General features: G+C 68.3%; 15 protein-coding genes. 9 read left to right on the top strand and 6 right to left on the bottom strand.

Annotation, left to right across the window (positions count from 1 at the left end; translation table 11 throughout):
* Window positions 1–155: 155 nt before the first annotated feature.
* From WS57_RS27205 to WS57_RS27195, 3 genes are all read left to right on the top strand, one after another.
* On the top strand, window positions 156–1,592 hold the full coding sequence (locus WS57_RS27205; RefSeq protein ID WP_009693076.1) for an aldehyde dehydrogenase family protein: 1,437 nt from the start codon (window positions 156–158) through the stop codon (window positions 1,590–1,592).
* 123 nt (window positions 1,593–1,715) lie between these two features.
* Window positions 1,716–2,906, top strand: a complete 1,191-nt coding sequence (locus WS57_RS27200) for an NAD(P)H-dependent flavin oxidoreductase (protein ID WP_069245107.1) — start codon at window positions 1,716–1,718, stop codon at window positions 2,904–2,906.
* A 64-nt stretch (window positions 2,907–2,970) separates the two neighbouring features.
* The gene (locus WS57_RS27195) at window positions 2,971–3,612 is read left to right on the top strand and encodes an OmpW/AlkL family protein (protein ID WP_009693078.1); all 642 of its coding nucleotides are present in this window, start codon (window positions 2,971–2,973) and stop codon (window positions 3,610–3,612) included.
* Window positions 3,613–3,695: 83 nt separating this feature from the next.
* Here the strand turns inward: WS57_RS27195 and WS57_RS27190 are convergent, their stop codons facing one another.
* Window positions 3,696–3,899, bottom strand: coding sequence for a DUF1289 domain-containing protein (locus WS57_RS27190; RefSeq protein ID WP_009693079.1), 204 nt, complete (start codon window positions 3,897–3,899; stop codon window positions 3,696–3,698).
* A 354-nt stretch (window positions 3,900–4,253) separates the two neighbouring features.
* On the opposite strand from WS57_RS27190, the gene WS57_RS27185 reads away from it, so the two are divergent.
* The 4 genes from WS57_RS27185 (at window position 4,254) to WS57_RS27170 (ending at window position 8,341) form a co-directional block, all read left to right on the top strand.
* Window positions 4,254–5,348, top strand: coding sequence for a polyamine ABC transporter substrate-binding protein (locus WS57_RS27185; protein WP_040127464.1), 1,095 nt, complete (start codon window positions 4,254–4,256; stop codon window positions 5,346–5,348).
* 88 nt (window positions 5,349–5,436) lie between these two features.
* The gene (locus tag WS57_RS27180; protein ID WP_040127463.1) at window positions 5,437–6,597 is read left to right on the top strand and encodes an ABC transporter ATP-binding protein; all 1,161 of its coding nucleotides are present in this window, start codon (window positions 5,437–5,439) and stop codon (window positions 6,595–6,597) included.
* On the top strand, window positions 6,594–7,523 hold the full coding sequence (locus WS57_RS27175) for an ABC transporter permease subunit (RefSeq protein WP_040127462.1): 930 nt from the start codon (window positions 6,594–6,596) through the stop codon (window positions 7,521–7,523). Before WS57_RS27180 ends, WS57_RS27175 begins: the two co-directional genes overlap by 4 nt.
* The gene (locus tag WS57_RS27170; RefSeq protein WP_040127461.1) at window positions 7,520–8,341 is read left to right on the top strand and encodes an ABC transporter permease subunit; all 822 of its coding nucleotides are present in this window, start codon (window positions 7,520–7,522) and stop codon (window positions 8,339–8,341) included. The genes WS57_RS27175 and WS57_RS27170 overlap by 4 nt, the downstream gene beginning before the upstream one ends.
* 65 nt (window positions 8,342–8,406) lie before the next feature.
* On the opposite strand, the gene WS57_RS27165 is transcribed toward WS57_RS27170, so the two are convergent.
* Genes WS57_RS27165 through WS57_RS27155 form a run of 3 tightly spaced genes read right to left on the bottom strand, consistent with a single transcriptional unit; the run spans window position 8,407 to window position 11,824 of the window.
* Window positions 8,407–9,213 carry a sulfite exporter TauE/SafE family protein gene (locus WS57_RS27165; protein WP_059518492.1) on the bottom strand — a complete coding sequence of 269 codons (807 nt, stop codon included), beginning with the start codon at window positions 9,211–9,213 and terminating at the stop codon, window positions 8,407–8,409.
* Window positions 9,214–9,241: 28 nt separating this feature from the next.
* On the bottom strand, window positions 9,242–10,909 hold the full coding sequence (locus WS57_RS27160; protein ID WP_069245106.1) for a bifunctional protein tyrosine phosphatase family protein/NAD(P)/FAD-dependent oxidoreductase: 1,668 nt from the start codon (window positions 10,907–10,909) through the stop codon (window positions 9,242–9,244).
* A 30-nt stretch (window positions 10,910–10,939) separates the two neighbouring features.
* Window positions 10,940–11,824, bottom strand: coding sequence for an MBL fold metallo-hydrolase (locus WS57_RS27155; RefSeq protein ID WP_009688789.1), 885 nt, complete (start codon window positions 11,822–11,824; stop codon window positions 10,940–10,942).
* Between the two features lie 238 nt (window positions 11,825–12,062).
* Here WS57_RS27155 and WS57_RS27150 point away from each other — a divergent pair, with 238 nt between their 5' ends.
* Window positions 12,063–13,442, top strand: a complete 1,380-nt coding sequence (locus WS57_RS27150) for a sigma-54 interaction domain-containing protein (protein ID WP_069245495.1) — start codon at window positions 12,063–12,065, stop codon at window positions 13,440–13,442.
* Window positions 13,443–13,504: 62 nt separating this feature from the next.
* A complete protein-coding gene (locus WS57_RS27145) occupies window positions 13,505–14,053 on the top strand; it encodes a M949_RS01915 family surface polysaccharide biosynthesis protein (protein ID WP_069245105.1) in 549 nt (182 codons plus the stop codon).
* Between the two features lie 135 nt (window positions 14,054–14,188).
* On the opposite strand, the gene WS57_RS27140 is transcribed toward WS57_RS27145, so the two are convergent.
* Both WS57_RS27140 and WS57_RS27135 read right to left on the bottom strand, forming a co-directional pair.
* Window positions 14,189–15,217, bottom strand: a complete 1,029-nt coding sequence (locus tag WS57_RS27140; protein ID WP_009688787.1) for a MerR family transcriptional regulator — start codon at window positions 15,215–15,217, stop codon at window positions 14,189–14,191.
* A 135-nt stretch (window positions 15,218–15,352) separates the two neighbouring features.
* Window positions 15,353–16,906 carry an efflux transporter outer membrane subunit gene (locus tag WS57_RS27135; protein WP_069245104.1) on the bottom strand — a complete coding sequence of 518 codons (1,554 nt, stop codon included), beginning with the start codon at window positions 16,904–16,906 and terminating at the stop codon, window positions 15,353–15,355.

The following is a 16,906-nucleotide window of genomic DNA, read 5'->3' as shown; positions in this document are numbered from 1 at the left end:
AATGGTGCGGATGTGGCGCCGACGCGCCGGAATCGTCCCGGCATCGCCCGCCACCCCCGCCCGGCAAGCGTTCCATCGTATGCAACGGGCCGCCGACATCGCGTCGCCGCATCGCACTCGTTAGAATGTTCGTTTTCCGGGAGACAGGAACGACGATGAAAATCTACGACCAGTTCTATATCGACGGCGCATGGCGTAAACCGGCCGGCACCGGCACGATCGACGTGATCGACTCGGGCACCGAGGCCGTGATCGGCCGGATTCCGGAAGGCCAGCCGTCCGACGCGCAGGCGGCAATCCGCGCCGCGCGGGCCGCCTTCGACGCGTGGGCCGCGACGCCGGCCGCGACGCGCGCAGGCTATCTGCGCCGGATCGCCGAGCATCTGCAGGCGCGCAGCGAGGAACTCGCGCAGTCGATCACCGGCGAGGTCGGGATGCCGATCAAGCTGTCGCGCGCGATCCAGGTCGGCGGCCCGATCTACAACTGGAACGCGTACGCGAAGCTGGCCGAGTCGTTCGAATTCGAGGCGCAGGTCGGCAACTCGCTGGTCGTGCGCGAGCCGGTCGGCGTCGTCGCGGCAATCACGCCGTGGAACTATCCGCTCAACCAGATCACGCTGAAGGTCGCGCCGGCGCTCGCGGCCGGTTGCACCGTCGTGCTGAAGCCGACCGAGATCGCGCCGCTCAATGCGTTCATGCTCGCCGAAGCGATTCACGAAGCGGGGCTGCCGGCCGGCGTGTTCAACCTGGTGTGCGGCTATGGCCCGGTCGTCGGCGAGGTGCTCGCCAGCGATCCCGACGTCGACATGGTGTCGTTCACCGGTTCGACGCGCGCGGGCAAGCGCGTGGCCGAGCTGGCGGCCGCCGGCGTGAAGCGTGTCGCGCTCGAACTGGGCGGCAAGTCGGCGTCGGTGATTCTCGACGATGCGGATTTCGCGGCGGCGGTGAAGGGTACGGTCAACGCGTGCTACCTGAACGCGGGCCAGACCTGCTCGGCGCATACGCGCATGCTCGTGCCGGAAGCGCGCTACGAGGAAGCGCGCGAACTCGCGAAGGCCGCGGCCGAAGCCTACGTGCCGGGCGATCCACGCCAGGAGACGACGCGTCTCGGCGCGCTCGCGTCGGCGGTGCAGCAGCAGCGCGTGCAGTCGTACATCCAGCGCGGGATCGACGACGGCGCGGAACTCGTGACGGGCGGCACGGGCCTGCCGGACGGCATCGACAAGGGCTTCTTCGTGAAGCCGACCGTGTTCGGCCGCGTCGATCCGAAATCGACGATTGCGCAGGAAGAAATCTTCGGGCCGGTGCTGTCGATCATCACGTACCGTGACGAGGACGATGCCGTGCGCATCGCCAACGACTCCCCGTACGGGCTCGGCGGCGCGGTGTGGGCCGGCAGCGACGAGCGTGCGATGCGGGTCGCGCGCCGCATCCGCACCGGGCAGGTCGACATCAACGGCGGCACCTGGAACATGGCCGCGCCGTTCGGCGGCTACAAGCAGTCAGGCTACGGCCGCGAAAATGGCGCGTACGGGCTCGAAGAGTATCTCGAGTACAAGTCGATGCAGCTGAAGCCCGCGAAGCCGGCCTGACGGCGTCGGGCTTCACGATGCGGAAACGGCACGCTCGCGTGCCGTTTTTTTGTTGACGGCCGTCAAGGTGCGCATCGGTGGATCGTCGATCATCGCGGTTCCGATGTTCCGACGAGGTTTCAGATGACCGTACGCACTTCCTTCCCGCCGCTCACGATTCGCGGCCGCACCTTGCTGCCCGTCGTGCAGGGCGGCATGGGCGTCGGCATTTCCGCGCATCGCCTGGCCGGTAGCGTCGCCCGCGAAAACGCGGTCGGCACGATCGCGAGCATCGACCTGCGCCATCACCATGCGGACCTGCTCGCGCGCTGTCGCGCGCAACCCGACCGCGCGACGCTCGAAGCCGCGAACCTCGAAGCGCTGGCGCGCGAGATCCGTCTCGCGAAGACGTACGGCGAAGGGCGCGGGATGATCGCGGTGAACGTGATGAAGGCCGTCAGCGCGCATGCGGACTACGTACGCGTCGCATGCGACCACGGCGCGGACGCGATCGTGATGGGCGCGGGCCTGCCGCTCGACCTGCCCGATCTCACGCAGGGCTGCGACATCGCGCTGATTCCGATCCTGTCGGACAGTCGCGGAATTGCGCTGGTGCTGAAGAAATGGATGAAGAAGGGGCGGCTGCCCGATGCGATCGTGATCGAGCATCCTGCGCATGCAGGCGGCCATCTCGGCGTCACCCAGCTCGCCGACATGCACGACGAACGCTTCGACTTCGCGCGCGTGCTCGACGAGACCGCGCAGGTCCTTGCATCGCTCGGGCTCGCGCGCGAGGCGATTCCGCTGATCGTGGCGGGCGGAATCAACAGTCACGACGCGGTGCGAGCGGCGCTCGCGGCCGGCGCGAACGGCGTGCAGGTCGGTACGCCGTTCGCGGTGACCGAGGAGGGCGACGCACATCCGAATTTCAAGCGCGTGCTGGCCGATGCGGCGCCCGACGACATCGTCGAGTTCGTCAGCGTGACGGGGCTGCCCGCGCGCGCGGTGAAGACGCCGTGGCTCGACCGCTATCTGCGCAACGAGACGCGCATTCGCAACAAGCTCGGCGCGCTGAAGCAGCGCTGCCCGACCGCGCTCGAATGCCTGAGCGTGTGCGGGCTGCGCGACGGCATCGAGAAGTTCGGCCACTTCTGCATCGACACGCGGCTCGCGGCCGCGCTGCGCGGCGACGTCGCGAACGGCCTGTTCTTCCGCGGCCGCGAAGCGCTGCCGTTCGGCCGCGCGATCCGCAGCGTGCGCGATCTGCTCGACCTGCTGCTGACGGGCGGTGCGCCGGAGCCTGCGGCAAACCGTCCCACGTTTACGCTGGCTTGACGGATATCAAGATCGCCTAAAGACCCTACAGCGAGAATGGAACCATTCTTTGGGGGTCCGTACCATGCATAAAACGATTCGAAACTGTGTCACCGCCGCGGCCGTCGCGGCCAGCCTCGCCGCGATGCCGTCGCTGTCGCACGCAGCGTCGCCGGGCGAGGGGATCAACCAGGGCGACGTCCTGGTCCGGCTGCGCGCGATCAGCATCCAGCCGAACGAGCGCGGCAGCGACACGCTGGGTGCGATCAATGTCGGCGTGAACAATGCGATCGTGCCCGAGCTCGACCTGACGTACATGATCCGCGACTACCTCGGCGTCGAGCTGATCCTCGGCACGTCGCGGCACCAGCTGACGTCGAGCCTCGGCAATCTCGGCGGCGTGGGCGTGCTGCCGCCGACGCTGCTGCTGCAGTACCACTTCAATCACGCGGGCAAGGTGCGGCCGTACGTCGGTGCGGGCCTGAACTACACGTACTTCTACAACAACGGGCTCAACGTCGGCGGCGAGGGCGTGTCGATCAACAAGAGCAGCTTCGGGCCGGCGCTGCAGTTCGGCGTGGACGTGCAGGTGACCAAGAAGGTGTTCATGAACTTCGACGTCAAGAAGATCTGGATGAGCACCGATGCGACGCTCGGCGACAAGGGCATCGGCACGCTGCACATCGATCCGCTGATCGTCGGCGTGGGCGTCGGGATGAAGTTCTAGATCCGCGCGCGAAAGAAAAGGAACAGAGTTGGGGTTGGCGGCATGGCAGTCGGCATGCCGCTCTTTTTTTGTGCGGCGGTTTTTTACAGATTGTCGTACTGGAAGCGCATCGCGGTGCCTTCGCGCTTGATGCGTTCCCACACCGCGCGCTTTTCGTCGTCGCTCATGAACACCCAGTTCGACACTTCGGCGGCCGTGCGGCCGCAGCCCTTGCAGACTTCGTCGAACAGGGTCGAGCACACGCCGATGCAGGGGCTGTCGGGCAGGTCGTGGAGATTGGAGGCCATCGGCAGGGTTGGGGCAGAGAGTCGTCAGCGCGCCATTTTAATGCATCGCGGCGAGCGGGGAGGGAACGGGCGCCCGTCCGACCCGCGCGGGGCCGTTTCGCCGACGCACGATTTTCCCGGTGGACAGCCGTCGATTACCCGATAGAATTTCCCCCGGAATGCCCCGCCGCACGGGCGGCCGTACCGGCCGGCGGCGGGAATCTGTTCCGTTTGCGCGACACCGGCATGATTTTTTTGTGACGGAACGCGAATGATGGTAGTTTTCGGGGTTTTCGAGGGGCGGAGCGACCAGACGCGCCGCCATGACGAGGCAGACGGCAGCCGGACAACGCGTCCGGCCGAAGGGAGAACGGGATGAAAGCAAAGGTAGTCGGCCGGTTCGCAGCGCTCGCGCTGTGCGTGGGCGCATCGGCGGCAGCGGCGAAGGATACGCAGCTCAATGTCTACAACTGGTCGGACTACATTGCGAAGGACACGATCCCGAACTTCGAGAAGCAAACCGGCGTCAAGGTCCGCTACGACAACTACGACAGCGACGACACGCTGCAGGCGAAGCTGCTGACGGGCAGCTCGGGCTACGACATCGTCGTGCCGACCAGCAACTACGCGGGCAAGCAGATCGCCGCCGGCATCTTCACGCCGCTCGACAAGTCGAAGCTGCCGAACCTCAAGTACCTCGATCCGCAACTGATGGCGCTCGTCGCCGGCGCGGACCCGGGCAACAAGTACTCGGTGCCCTGGGCGTACGGCACGACCGGCCTCGCGTACAACCTGACCAAGGCGCAGCAGGCGCTCGGCAAGGTGCCGCTCGACAACTGGGACATCCTGTTCAAGCCGGAAAACCTCGCGAAGCTGAAGACCTGCGGCGTGTCGGTGCTCGACGCGCCGGACCAGATGTTCGCGGCGGCGCTGCACTACATCGGCAAGGATCCGATGAGCACGAACCCGGCCGACTACAAGGCCGCGATGGACGTGCTGAAGAAGATCCGTCCGTACATCACGCAGTTCAACTCGTCGGGCTACATCAACGACCTGGTCGGCGGCGACATCTGCTTCGCGTTCGGCTGGTCGGGCGACGTCGTGATCGCGAAGCATCGCGCGATCGAGGCGAAGAAGCCGTACAAGATCGAGTACTACATCCCGAAGGGTGGTGCGCCCGTATGGTTCGACGTGATGGCGATTCCGAAGGACGCGAAGAACAAGGACGCCGCGCTGCAGTGGATCAACTACATCGAGGATCCGAAGGTGCATGCGGCGATCACGAACGCCGTGTACTACCCGAGCGCGAATACCGAGGCACGCAAGTACGTGCGGCCCGATGTCGCGAACGACCCGGCCGTCTACCCGCCGGCCGACGTCGTGAAGACCCTGTTCCTGCTCAAGCCGCTGCCGCCCGAGATCCAGCGTCTGCAGACGCGTCTGTGGACCGAGCTGAAGTCGGGCCGCTGACGCGAGCCGCAGTGAAGCCGGCAGTCATGAAGCCCCTGGTGTCCCCGGGGGCTTTGTTCGTTCAAACGCAGGAGAGAAGCAGCACATCATGAATAGCCAGTCGAGTCCGCCGGCCACGGGCGCGCGGTCCATCGTTGCCTCGTCGAGCGCGGACGCGCGCGCCGAGCGCTTTGTCCAGATCATCGACGTCGTCAAGAAATTCGGCGACACCGAAGCGGTGCGCAGCGTCAACCTGAACGTGCGCCAGGGCGAGCTGTTCGCTCTGCTCGGCAGTTCGGGGTGCGGCAAGTCCACGCTGCTGCGGATGCTGGCCGGTCTCGAGACGGTCACGTCGGGCAAGATCCTGATCGACGGCGAGGATCTCGCGCAGATGCCGCCGTACAAGCGGCCCGTGAACATGATGTTCCAGTCGTACGCGCTGTTTCCGCACATGTCGGTCGAGTCGAACGTCGCGTTCGGCCTCAAGCAGGAAGGCACGCCGAAGGCCGAGATCAAGGAGCGCGTCGCCGCGGCGCTGGAGCTCGTGCAGATGGGCAAGTACGCGAAGCGCAAGCCGCACCAGCTGTCGGGCGGCCAGCAGCAGCGCGTCGCGCTCGCGCGCTCGCTGGTCAAGCGTCCGAAGCTGCTGCTGCTCGACGAGCCGATGTCCGCGCTCGACAAGCAGATCCGCCAGCGCACGCAGATCGAGCTCGTCAATATCCTGAACAAGGTCGGCGTCACCTGCATCATGGTCACGCACGACCAGGAAGAGGCGATGACGATGGCGAACCGGCTCGCGGTGATGAGCGAAGGGCAGATCGTGCAGATCGGCGCGCCGAACGAAGTCTACGAATATCCGAACAGCCGCTTCTCGGCCGAGTTCATCGGCTCGACGAACCTGTTCGACGGCGTGACCGTCGAGGACGAGCCCGATCACGTCTACATCGAGTCGCCGGAGCTGCCGAGCCGGCTCTACGTGAGTCACGGGATCTCGGGCCCGCTCGGAATGCCGGTCACGGTGTCGGTGCGCCCCGAGCGGATCGCGCTCACGCGCAAGCCGCCCGAAGGCGCGTTCAACTGGGCGCGCGGCACGATCACCAACGTCGCGTACATGGGCGGCTATTCGCTGTATCACGTGAAGCTCGACGCGGGCAAGACGGTGGTCGCGAACGTGTCGAGCCTCGCGATTTCCGAGCTCGACACGCCGGCGCTCGGCGACGAGATCTACGTGCGCTGGAGCGCGACGGCCGGCGTGGTGCTGACCTCATGAGCGCGCTCAAGTCCCTGCTCGCGTGGCCGGTGCGGCGCTTCAACCTGACGGGCGGCACGGCGGTGGTCGCCGGGCCGTTCACGTGGCTCGTGCTGTTCTTCCTCGTGCCGTTCGTGCTGGTCGTGAAGATCAGCTTCGCGGAGCTGCAGCTCGGCATCCCGCCGTATACGGAACTCGCGTCGTACGCGGACGGCGTCGTGCACATCGCGCTGAACCTGTCGCACTACGCGTTCCTGCTGACGGACAGCCTGTATTTCGCGACCTACGTGAACTCGGTGTGGGTGGCCGCGGTCACGACGCTGCTGTGCCTGCTGATCGGCTATCCGATGGCGTACTACATCGCGCGCTCGAATCCGGCGACCCGCAACCTGCTGATGATGGGCGTGATGCTGCCGTTCTGGACGTCGTTCCTGATCCGCGTGTATGCATGGATCGGGATCCTGAAGAACAACGGCCTGCTGAACAACTTCCTGATGTGGATCGGCCTGACCCATACGCCGATCGAGCTGTACCGCACGAACTACGCGGTGTACATCGGGATGGTGTATTCGTACCTGCCGTTCCTCGTGATGCCGCTGTACGCGCACCTGGTGAAGATGGACCTGCGCCTGCTCGAAGCCGCGTACGACCTCGGCGCGAAGCCGTGGAAGGCGTTCGTGCAGATCACGCTGCCGCTGTCGAAGAACGGCATCATTGCGGGCTGCCTGCTGGTGTTCATTCCGGCGGTCGGCGAGTACGTGATTCCGGAGCTGCTCGGCGGCGCGAACACGCTGATGATCGGGCGCGTGATGTGGAATGAGTTCTTCAACAACGCAGACTGGCCGATGGCGTCGGCCGTGACCTGCGCGATGGTGCTGCTGCTGCTCGTGCCGATGGCGATGTTCCAGCACTTCCAGGCGAAGGAGCAGGAGGGCCGCCGTCGATGAAGCCGAATCGTTACCTGCAGTTCGCGGCGCTGTTCGCCGGCTTCGCATTCCTGTACATCCCGATCATCAGCCTGATCGTCTATTCGTTCAACGAGTCGAAGCTCGTCACCGTGTGGTCGGGGTTCTCGTTCCGCTGGTACGCGGCGCTCGTGCAGGACGACGAGCTGCTGACGGCCGCGTGGCTGTCGCTGAAGATCGGCGTGCTGACGGCGTTCGCGTCGGTGATCATCGGCACCTGGGCCGGCTTCGTGCTCGCGCGGATGGGGCGCTTTCGCGGCTTCGCGCTGTTCAGCGGGATGATCAACGCGCCGCTGGTGATTCCCGAAGTGATCCAGGGGATCTCGCTGCTGCTGCTGTTCATCGAGCTGGCGAAGTGGATCGGCTGGCCGGCCGAGCGCGGCATCTTCACGATCTGGCTCGGCCACGTGATGCTGTGCATTTCGTACGTCGCGATCATCGTGCAGTCGCGCGTGCGCGAGCTCAATCCGTCGCTCGAAGAGGCCGCGCTCGATCTCGGCGCGACGCCGCTGAAGGTGTTCTTCACGATCACGCTGCCGCTGATCTCGCAGGCGCTGATCGCGGGCTGGCTGCTGTCGTTCACGCTGTCGATCGACGATCTGGTGCTGTCGGCGTTCCTGTCGGGCCCCGGCTCGACGACGCTGCCGCTCGTCGTGTTCTCGCGCGTGCGCCTCGGGCTGAACCCGGAGATGAACGCGCTCGCGACGCTGTTCATCATCGCGGTGACGGCCGGCGTCGTGATCGCGAACTTCGTGATGCTGCGCCAGGAGCGCAAGCGGATGGCGGCGTTCGCGACCTGACGCGCGCGTAGTCGCGAAAGTGCAAACGCCCGGTGCCGACGATCAGTCGGGCCGGGCGTTTTCGCTCACGCACCGAACACAGCCTTCACAAGCAAGCCGAGCGCCACACACACCAGCACGGCCGCGAACCCGGCCTGCACGTGCCGCGCGGCCAGACGCCGCGACGCGCCGCGGCCGGCGGCCATCCCGAGCGCGGTCGCGACCGTGAACCACAGCGTGACGTCGAGCGGCGCGCGCGTGCCGGACGCGAGCGTCGCGAACACGCCGCCGGTGCCTACCAGCGCGATCACCATCAGCGACGTCGCGACGATCCCGTGCATCGACACGTTCGTGAACTTGCGCAGCATCGGCACGATCACGAACCCGCCGCCGACGCCGAGCAACCCTGTCATCAGGCCCGTCATCGCACCGGTCGACGCGAGCGCGACCCCGACCGGCCAGGACCACACGAGCCGGCCCGTATCGGGATTCACGCGGCCGACGCACAGCGGCGACGCCTCCGCGCCGCCGGGGGCGGGGCGCAGCGCCTGCCGCAGCAGGCGTGCGGCGACGACGAGCATCGTCAGCGCGAACAGCGCGAGCAGCACATGCTGCGGCAGCACGTGCGCGAGCCGCACGCCGAGCGTCGTGAGCGGCACGCCGGCCACGGCCATCAGCAGCGCCGCGCGGTAGCGCACCAGTCCGCGGCGAAAGCCTTCGAGCGCGCCGAGCGCGGCGCTGCCCGCGACCGCGACGAGCGCGACGGGCGTCGCCTGCTGCATCGGCCAGCTCATGCCGACGACGAGCGCGGGCACCGCGAGGATGCCGCCGCCCGCGCCGGTGAGGCCGAGCACGGCGCCGACGAAGCCGCCGAGTACCAGGGAAATCAGCATGACGTGATCCGGTCGAACGCAACGGCGCTCAGTGCGCGATCGCGGGTTTCGCGAGCCATTCGTGGCCCTTGAGCATCGCCTTCCAGTAAAGCGGCGGCAGGATGCGTTCCTTGAGCAGCCATGCGAGCCGCGACGGACGCTTGCCGTCGATCAGCCACGCGGGGAAAGTGGGCGCGACCTTGCCGCCGTACAGGAATTCGGCGAGCACGATCTTGCCGCGCTCGACGGTCAGCGGGCACGAACCGTAGCCGTCGTACACGGCGTCGCCGCGCGCGCGACCGAGCGACGCGAGCACGTTGTGCGCGACGACCGGCGCCTGCTTGCGCGCGGCCGCCGCCGTCTTCGCATTGGTCGTGCTGGTCGCGTCGCCGAGCGCGAAGATGTCAGCAAAGCGCCGGTGCCGCAGCGTCGCCGGATCGACGTCGATCCAGCCGGCCGCATCGGCGAGCGGGCTCGCGCGCACGAAGTCGGGCGCCTTTTGCGGCGGCACGACGTGGATCATGTCGAAGTTGCGCACCACCGTTTCCGTGCCGCCTTCGGGCAGCGTACGCACGAACGTCGCGCGCCGCGCGGGCCCGTCGATCGCGACGAGGTTGTGGCCGAACGACAGCCCGATGTCGTAGCGCTTCACGTACTCCATCAGCGCGGGCACGTAATCCGCGACGCCGAACAGTACGGCGCCGGCGTTCAGGAACTCGACGTTCGCCGCGTCGAGCCGGCCGGCGCGGCGCCAGTGGTCGCACGACAGGTACATCGCCTTCTGCGGCGCGCCCGCGCATTTGATCGGCATCGGCGGTTGCGTAAACAGCGCGTTGCCGCCGCGGAACGCACGCACGAGTTCCCACGTGTAGGGCGCGAGGTCGTAGCGGTAGTTCGACGTGACGCCGTTGCGGCCGAGCGTGTCGGCGAGGCCGTCGATCGCGTGCCAGTCGAGCTTGAGCCCCGGGCACACGACGAGCTTCCGGTAGCCGATGCGACGGCAGCCGTCGAGCACCACCGCATGCGCGTCGGGTTCGAAAGCCGCGACGGCCGCGCGAATGCGATGCACGCCGCGCGGCAGCACGGCGGCCATGTCGCGCGCGGTCGTCTCGGGCCGGAACACGCCCGCGCCGACCATCGTCCAGCCCGGCTGGTAGTAGTGGACGTCGGCCGGATCGATCACCGCGATATCGAGCGAAGCATCGCGCGCGAGCAGGCTCGATGCGACCGCGACGCCGGCCGCGCCGGCGCCGACGATCACGACGTCGTGCCGCGCTTCGACATCCGGCGCCGCGCGCCGGCCGCCCTGCGCGAGACGCGACGCGAGCGCGCTGAGGTCATAGCCGGCCGCGGCAGCTGTCGCGACGATGTCGTTGAGCGGGCGCAGGCCCGCCTGCGCGAGCGCCCACAGCGTGGCCGAGCGCGTGCCGGTCCGGCAGTAGGCGAGCACGGGGCCGTCGAGCGACGCGACGAGTGCGTCGAACTGCGCGGCCTGGTCGTCGGTGACCTTGCCAGTGTCGACGGGCAGGTAGTGGACTTCGATGCCGAGCGGCGCGGCGGCCGCGCGGATCTCGGCGACGGTCGGCTGGTCGGCGCCTTCGCCGTCGGGACGGTTGCAGACAATGGCGCGCACGCCTGCCGCGTGAAGCGCGGGCAAGTCCGCCGCCTTGATCTGCGGCGAGACCGACAGCGTATCGGTCAGCTTGTGGATGGACATGTCGGGGTTCTCCGGTGGGGGCGGCGGCGCTCAGATCGCGTCGAGCGGGATCTTCAGGTAGCGCACGCCATTGTTTTCGGGCTCGGGCAGATGGCCGGCGCGCATGTTCACCTGCACGGACGGCAGCATCAGCACCGGCATGTCGAGCGTCGCATCGCGCGCGGTGCGCATCGCGACGAAATCGTCCTCCGTCACACCGTCCTTCACGTGCACGTTCGCGCGCCGCTGCTCGGCGACGGTCGTCACGTACTGCACGTCGCGGCCGCCCGGCTGGTAGTCGTGGCACAGGTAGAGACGCGTGTCGGGCGGCAGCGCCAGCACGCGCGCGATCGAGCGGTACAGCGTGCGCGCGTCGCCGCCGGGGAAGTCGCAGCGGGCGGTGCCGTAGTCGGGCATGAACAGCGTGTCGCCGACGAAGGCCGCGCGCTGCGTCGCGTCGTCGACGCAGTAGGTCATGCAGGCGGGCGTGTGGCCCGGCGTGTGCAGCGCGCGGATCGTCAGCGCGCCGAGCGCGAGCGTGTCGCCGTCGTCGAGCAGCCGGTCGAACTGGCTGCCGTCCCGCGCGAAGCCGGGGCCGGCGTTGAACAGTCCGCCGAATACCTGCTGGACGCGCAGCACCTGCGCGCCGATCGCGATCCGGCCGCCGACGTGTTCCTTCAGATAGGGCGCGGCGGAAAGGTGGTCGGCATGCACGTGCGTCTCGAGCAGCCAGTGCACGTCGGCACCGAGCTCGGCGACGCGCGCGATCAGCCGGTCGGCGCTCGCGGTGTGCGTGCGGCCGGACTTCGGATCGTAGTCGAGCACGCTGTCGATCAGCGCGCATGCGCGGCTTTCGGTCTCGAGCAGCAGATAGCTGACGGTATGGGTCGCCGGGTCGAAAAAGCCTTCGACCGACAGGGCGGGGGTATGGGTCACGGGAAAGTCCTCGATCGGGTTCTGCATCGGCAATCGGGGACATGCGCTTCAAGAAGCGTGCCAGCACGTTGCGCGACGTCGGCGGGTCGCGCCAGGGAGTTGATTTGACTCGGGTTTTCGGTGAAAACGCGGCGGCGCGCAGGCGTGGATGGCCGCGCACCGTGCGCGTGGACTGCCACATCTGGCAGTGTCATGGCAGAATTGGCAGTCCATCTGGCAGATCGTCGCCGAACCGCTCATGAACCCGCACGCCACCATCCCGATCGTTGCCGCGCCGCCGCGCGAACTCGCGCCCGACGTGCGCGCGCTCGTCGCCTATCTCGAACAGGATCCGCAGCCGATGATCGTCGTCGATCCCGACTACCGCATCCTCGCCGCGAACGATGCGTACCGGCGCCAGTTCGGCGTGGCGGGCGTCGAGCATGTGGGCCGGCACTGCTTCCAGGTCTCCCACCACTACGACGTGCCGTGCGACCAGGCCGGCGAGCATTGCCCGATGAAGCAGGCGCGCGAGTCGCGCGGCCTGAACCGCGTGCTGCACATCCATCACACGCCGCGCGGCCCCGAGCACGTCGACGTCGAGCTGCGGCCGATCTTCGATGCGCACGGCGCCGTGATCGCCTATGTCGAGCGGCTGACGACGGTGCGCAGCGCGTCCGCGCAGCCGAGCGCGGAAGGGCTGGTCGGCGGCTCGGAGCCGTTCAACGCGGCACTCGAGGCGCTGCAGCGCGTCGCGCCGTCGATGCTGCCGGTGCTGCTGCTCGGCGAATCGGGTACCGGCAAGGAGTTGTTCGCGCGCGCATTACACGAAGCGAGCGACCGCGCGCTGGGGCCGTTCGTCGTCGTCGATTGTTCGGGCATTGCCGAGACGCTGTTCGAAAGCGAACTGTTCGGCTACGAGAAGGGGGCGTTCACGGGCGCGAACCAGCGCAAGCCGGGCCTCGTCGAAACCGCACAGGGCGGCACGCTGTTTCTCGACGAGATCGGCGACGTGCCGCTGCCGATGCAGGTGAAGCTGCTGCGGCTGATCGAGTCGGGCACGTTCCGGCGCGTCGGCGGCGTCGAGGCGCTGCGCGCGGATTTCCGGCTGGTCGCGGCGACGCACAAGCCGCTGCGCGAGATGATCGACGACGGCCGGTTCCGCCAGGACCTCTACTACCGGATCAGCGCGTTTCCGATTGCGCTGCCGCCGCTCCGCGAACGGCGCGGCGACGTCGCGCTGCTCGCGGAATCGATCCTGCGGCGCATCGCGAACGCGCGCGCCGGCACGGGCGAGGCGGCGCGCCGGTTCGTGCTGACCGTGCGTGCGCGTGCATGCCTCGATGCGTACCCGTGGCCGGGCAATATCCGCGAGCTGCGCAACGTGCTCGAACGCGCGTGCCTGTTCGCGGACGACGGCGCGATCCGCATCGAGCATCTGCCGGCCGAACTCGTCGCGATGTCGGCGGCGCAGCCGGATCGCGCCGTCGCGCCGAGCGCGCTGACCGATGCTGAACTGGTGCGCCTCGCAGGCGAGTTCACCGGCACGCGCAAGGCGCTGGCCGAACGCACGGGGCTCAGCGAGCGCACGCTGTACCGGCGCCTGAAGGCGCTCGGGTTGGGTACGCGCGGCGCTTGAGCGAGGCTGGCCTTGCCGCGCATCGGCACGGATAATGGCGCGTCCCGTCCGAGGCCGTTTCCATGAAAAAACAGTGTGCCGTCGCGAGCCGCTGGCTCGTATTCGCCGTCGCCGTGTGGCTCCATCCGGCGCAGGCCGCCGACTACACGTGGACCGATGCGGCCGGCACGCACGCGGTCGCATTCACGACGACCGAGGTGGCGACGGGCGACGACGAGGACGGCAGGCGCCTCAAGGTGTTCGGAACGACGAACGGACAGGCGGAGTGGACCGTCAACGACGCCGTGACGGCGTGCCCGGTCGAGGTGATTCTGGATCCCGTGCCCGCGTCGATCGAAATGCGCGACCTGCTGGGCAATGGCCGCAAGCAGTTCCTGTTTGCGTACAGGATCGGCTGCCGGGGCGACGTCAGCGCCGACCAGGTCAAGTATTTCCTGATCGACGCCGGTCGCAAGTACGTGTTGCGCGGCCAGGAAACGGTCACGCTGAGAGGCAAGGTGATCGACGGCGGCGCGCCGCCGGTGCCGAGCGCGGACCTGAAGGCGCAGCCGGCGTTTCTCGGCTACATGATGAAGCGCTGGCGTGCCCTCAGCGTGCGTGCGTATCAGTGATCCGTCGAGCGGGCCTGCCGCTCGTCGCGCGCGCTGCACGACCGCGATCGCGGCGGGTGTCGGTCGAACCCGGACGGCCCGACCGACGCGGGCGGCGCCGTGCCGCCCGCGGATCACTGCCTGGCGCGTCGCTGATCAGCGCGCCGGTGCAAGCTGCGCCATCGCCTCACGAATGAAGCCGAGCAGCGTGTCGTCGACCCACGCGTTCTTTGCCAGCGCCGGCTCGTTCGCCATCGCCGCGCGGAATTTCGCGTGCGTGGCCGGATCGTCGCCCGCATAGCCGCGGAACAGCTCGAGCCAGCGCTGCGCGAGCGCGCGGCCTTGCGGCGAATCGGGCGTGACGCCCGCATCGATCGCGTCGCGCACGTCGCCCATCAGTTGCGGCCATTCCATCGCGCGTTCGCCGTAGTGCGCCCGCATGAAGCGGATCTCGTCCGGCGCCAGGTACTTTTCGAACACCTGCATCTTCGTTTCGGCGACGGCCTTCAGCACGTAGTCGCGCAATACGGTCGAAATGCCGATCTGCGACTGCATCGCCGGTTCGCGCTCATGCATCAGATTCAGTTTCGCGAGCAGCCGCGGATCGTTGTTCGTGTCGCGCACGAGCAGCGTCATCCAGCGGTCGGCCAGCGTGCGGACGCGCTCGTCCTCGGGCGGCACGCCCGCGTCATACAGCGCGCGCACGTCGGCCACGAGCGCGATCCACTCCGGGTCGCCGGTCTGGCTCTTGCGGTACATCGGCATGCTTGCCAGTTCTGCTTCGGAAAAATATTTGTCGTACACGGTCATCAACTCCAGTGTGGTGAGCCAATCGGCCAGCTCCGGCTCGGTGCCTGCGGCGAGCTGCGCGTGCAGGCCGACGAGTCGTTCGCGCAGCTGCGTCGTCTGCGCAAGCTGACGGTCGAGCGACGCGATCTGCCTGGCGACGAGATCGACGAGCGGCGCGTCGGGCTGGTTCAGGTAATCGCCGATTTCGGTCAACGACAGTCCGAAGCGACGCAGGGCCTGGATCTGGTGGAGCCGGGCGATGTCGTCGCGGTCGTACAGCCGGTAGCCGTTGTCGGCGCGCGCCGAAGGGGTCAGCAGGCCGATCGCGTGATAGTGATGAAGCGTGCGGACGGTCAGCCCGCTGCGTTTCGCCAGTTCTCCCACTTTCAGTCGCATTCGTTCCTCCGTTTGGTGCGCACACTGGAGTCTGGAACGTTACGCTACGTGAGGGTCAAGCGGAAGATCGAAGGGCGCGCGCGGTGTCCCGCGCGCGCCCGATCGAAGCGGCGGCTGGTGGCGGCTGACCGCTGTTTATTGCGGCGCAGGCGCGGCGTCCGGCGCGGCGGCGCGCGCTTCGTTGCCGGTGGCAGCGGTCGAACCGTCACCGGCCGGACCGGCCTTGTCGACCGGCGGCGTGCCCATTGCCTGATACAGCCGGGCGGTATCCGCGAAGCGCGCGCCGGTCGCGCGGATCTCGTCGAGCCGCGCGTTGCGGTACTGCAGCTCGCTTGCGCGCGCGGCCGACGGCGGCAGCGCGCCGAGCCGCACGCGGGCGGTCGCATCGTCGTATGCGCCGCGCGCGGACCATGCCGCGCGGGACATCGCGTCGAGCGCCTCGGCGTCGTGCTCGAGCGCAGCCAGCGAATCGGCGACGTTCTGGAACGCGGCGAGCACGGTCTGCCGGTACTGGTCGACGGCCGCCTCGTAGGTCGCCTTCGCCGCGCGGCGCTGCGCGAGCAGCGCGCCGCCGTGGAAGATCGGCTGGCTCAGCGACGCGCCGACGTTCCAGATCGCGCCGGCGCCCGACAGCATCGTCGGCCAGCTGAAACCGCCTTTGCCCATCGCGGCCGACAGCGACAGCTGCGGGAACAGCTGCGCGGTCGCGACGCCCACTTCGGCTGCGGCCGCCTTCAGCCCTGCATCGGCCGCCTGGATGTCGGGGCGGCTTTGCAGCAGATCCGACGGCACGACGACGGGCACCTGTTCCGGCAGGTGCAGATCGGCGAGCGCGAGATCTGCCGGCGGGCGGTCGGGCGTGCGGCCGACCAGCACCGCGAGCGCATGGCGCGCGGTGTCGCGCTGCTGGCGCAGCGCGGGCAGGCTGGCGGCGAACGTGTCGGCGCTTTGTCGCGCATTCAGCGCATCGCTGCGCGACGCCGCGCCGAGCGCATGGCGGCGTTCGGCGTCGTGCGCCTGGTCGTTGGCCAGTGCGACGAGCCGTTCGGTCGTGTCGATCTGCGCATTGAGCACCGCGACCGTGATCGACGCGGTGACGATGTTCGCCGCGAGCGCGCGCCGCGCGGATTCGAGCTGGAACGCGCTGACGTCGACGCGCTTGGCGAGCGCGCGGTTCGCGAAGCGTGCGGCGCCGAACAGGTCGATCGTGTAGCTCGCCTGCAGCTGGCCGACGAACGTGTCGTACAGCAGCGTCGGCGCGCCGAGCGCGGGAATCGGCACGCCGAGCGCGCGCTGGCGCGCGGCCTGGCCGCCTGCGTCGATCGACGGCAGCAGCGAGCTGCCGACCTGCGCGCGCAGCTGCTCGCGCGCGGCATCGAGCGAGTGCGACGCGGCGCCGAGCGTCGGGCTGTTGCGCAGCCCTTCGTCGACGAGCGCGTTCAGCGCGTCGGAGCGGTACTGCTTCCACCAGTCCGGCACCGGCTGCGCGCCGACCTCGAATTGCTGCGCGACGCCTTGCGCGGCGACGGTTTGCTGGACTTGCGGCGCGGCGCCGTAGTGTGCGGGCGACGGCATCGCCGGCGGCTCGCCGCTCGGCGCGAACCACGCGCAGCCGGCGAGCGGGCCGGCGAGACTCGCGATGGCGAGCGTGCGTGCGGCGCGGATTTTCAGGTTCATCGGCAAGGTCAT

Origin of the sequence: Burkholderia pseudomultivorans, from assembly GCF_001718415.1 — a bacterium.
Classification (GTDB): Bacteria; Pseudomonadota; Gammaproteobacteria; order Burkholderiales; family Burkholderiaceae; genus Burkholderia; species Burkholderia pseudomultivorans_A.
This window is presented reverse-complemented; position numbering and strand designations above follow the sequence as displayed.

Bases quoted from the DNA above. Each gene is read 5' to 3' on its own strand.
- WS57_RS27170 (WP_040127461.1), top strand. From the start codon at position 7,520: ATGAAGCCGAATCGTTACCTGCAGTTCGCGGCGCTGTTCGCCGGCTTC.
- WS57_RS27150 (WP_069245495.1), top strand. From the start codon at position 12,063: ATGAACCCGCACGCCACCATCCCGATCGTTGCCGCGCCGCCGCGCGAA.
- WS57_RS27200 (WP_069245107.1), top strand. From the start codon at position 1,716: ATGACCGTACGCACTTCCTTCCCGCCGCTCACGATTCGCGGCCGCACC.
- WS57_RS27185 (WP_040127464.1), top strand. From the start codon at position 4,254: ATGAAAGCAAAGGTAGTCGGCCGGTTCGCAGCGCTCGCGCTGTGCGTG.
- WS57_RS27165 (WP_059518492.1), bottom strand. From the start codon at position 9,213: ATGCTGATTTCCCTGGTACTCGGCGGCTTCGTCGGCGCCGTGCTCGGC.
- WS57_RS27175 (WP_040127462.1), top strand. From the start codon at position 6,594: ATGAGCGCGCTCAAGTCCCTGCTCGCGTGGCCGGTGCGGCGCTTCAAC.
- WS57_RS27195 (WP_009693078.1), top strand. From the start codon at position 2,971: ATGCATAAAACGATTCGAAACTGTGTCACCGCCGCGGCCGTCGCGGCC.
- WS57_RS27190 (WP_009693079.1), bottom strand. From the start codon at position 3,899: ATGGCCTCCAATCTCCACGACCTGCCCGACAGCCCCTGCATCGGCGTG.
- WS57_RS27135 (WP_069245104.1), bottom strand. From the start codon at position 16,906: ATGACCTTGCCGATGAACCTGAAAATCCGCGCCGCACGCACGCTCGCC.
- WS57_RS27160 (WP_069245106.1), bottom strand. From the start codon at position 10,909: ATGTCCATCCACAAGCTGACCGATACGCTGTCGGTCTCGCCGCAGATC.
- WS57_RS27180 (WP_040127463.1), top strand. From the start codon at position 5,437: ATGAATAGCCAGTCGAGTCCGCCGGCCACGGGCGCGCGGTCCATCGTT.
- WS57_RS27205 (WP_009693076.1), top strand. From the start codon at position 156: ATGAAAATCTACGACCAGTTCTATATCGACGGCGCATGGCGTAAACCG.
- WS57_RS27140 (WP_009688787.1), bottom strand. From the start codon at position 15,217: ATGCGACTGAAAGTGGGAGAACTGGCGAAACGCAGCGGGCTGACCGTC.
- WS57_RS27145 (WP_069245105.1), top strand. From the start codon at position 13,505: ATGAAAAAACAGTGTGCCGTCGCGAGCCGCTGGCTCGTATTCGCCGTC.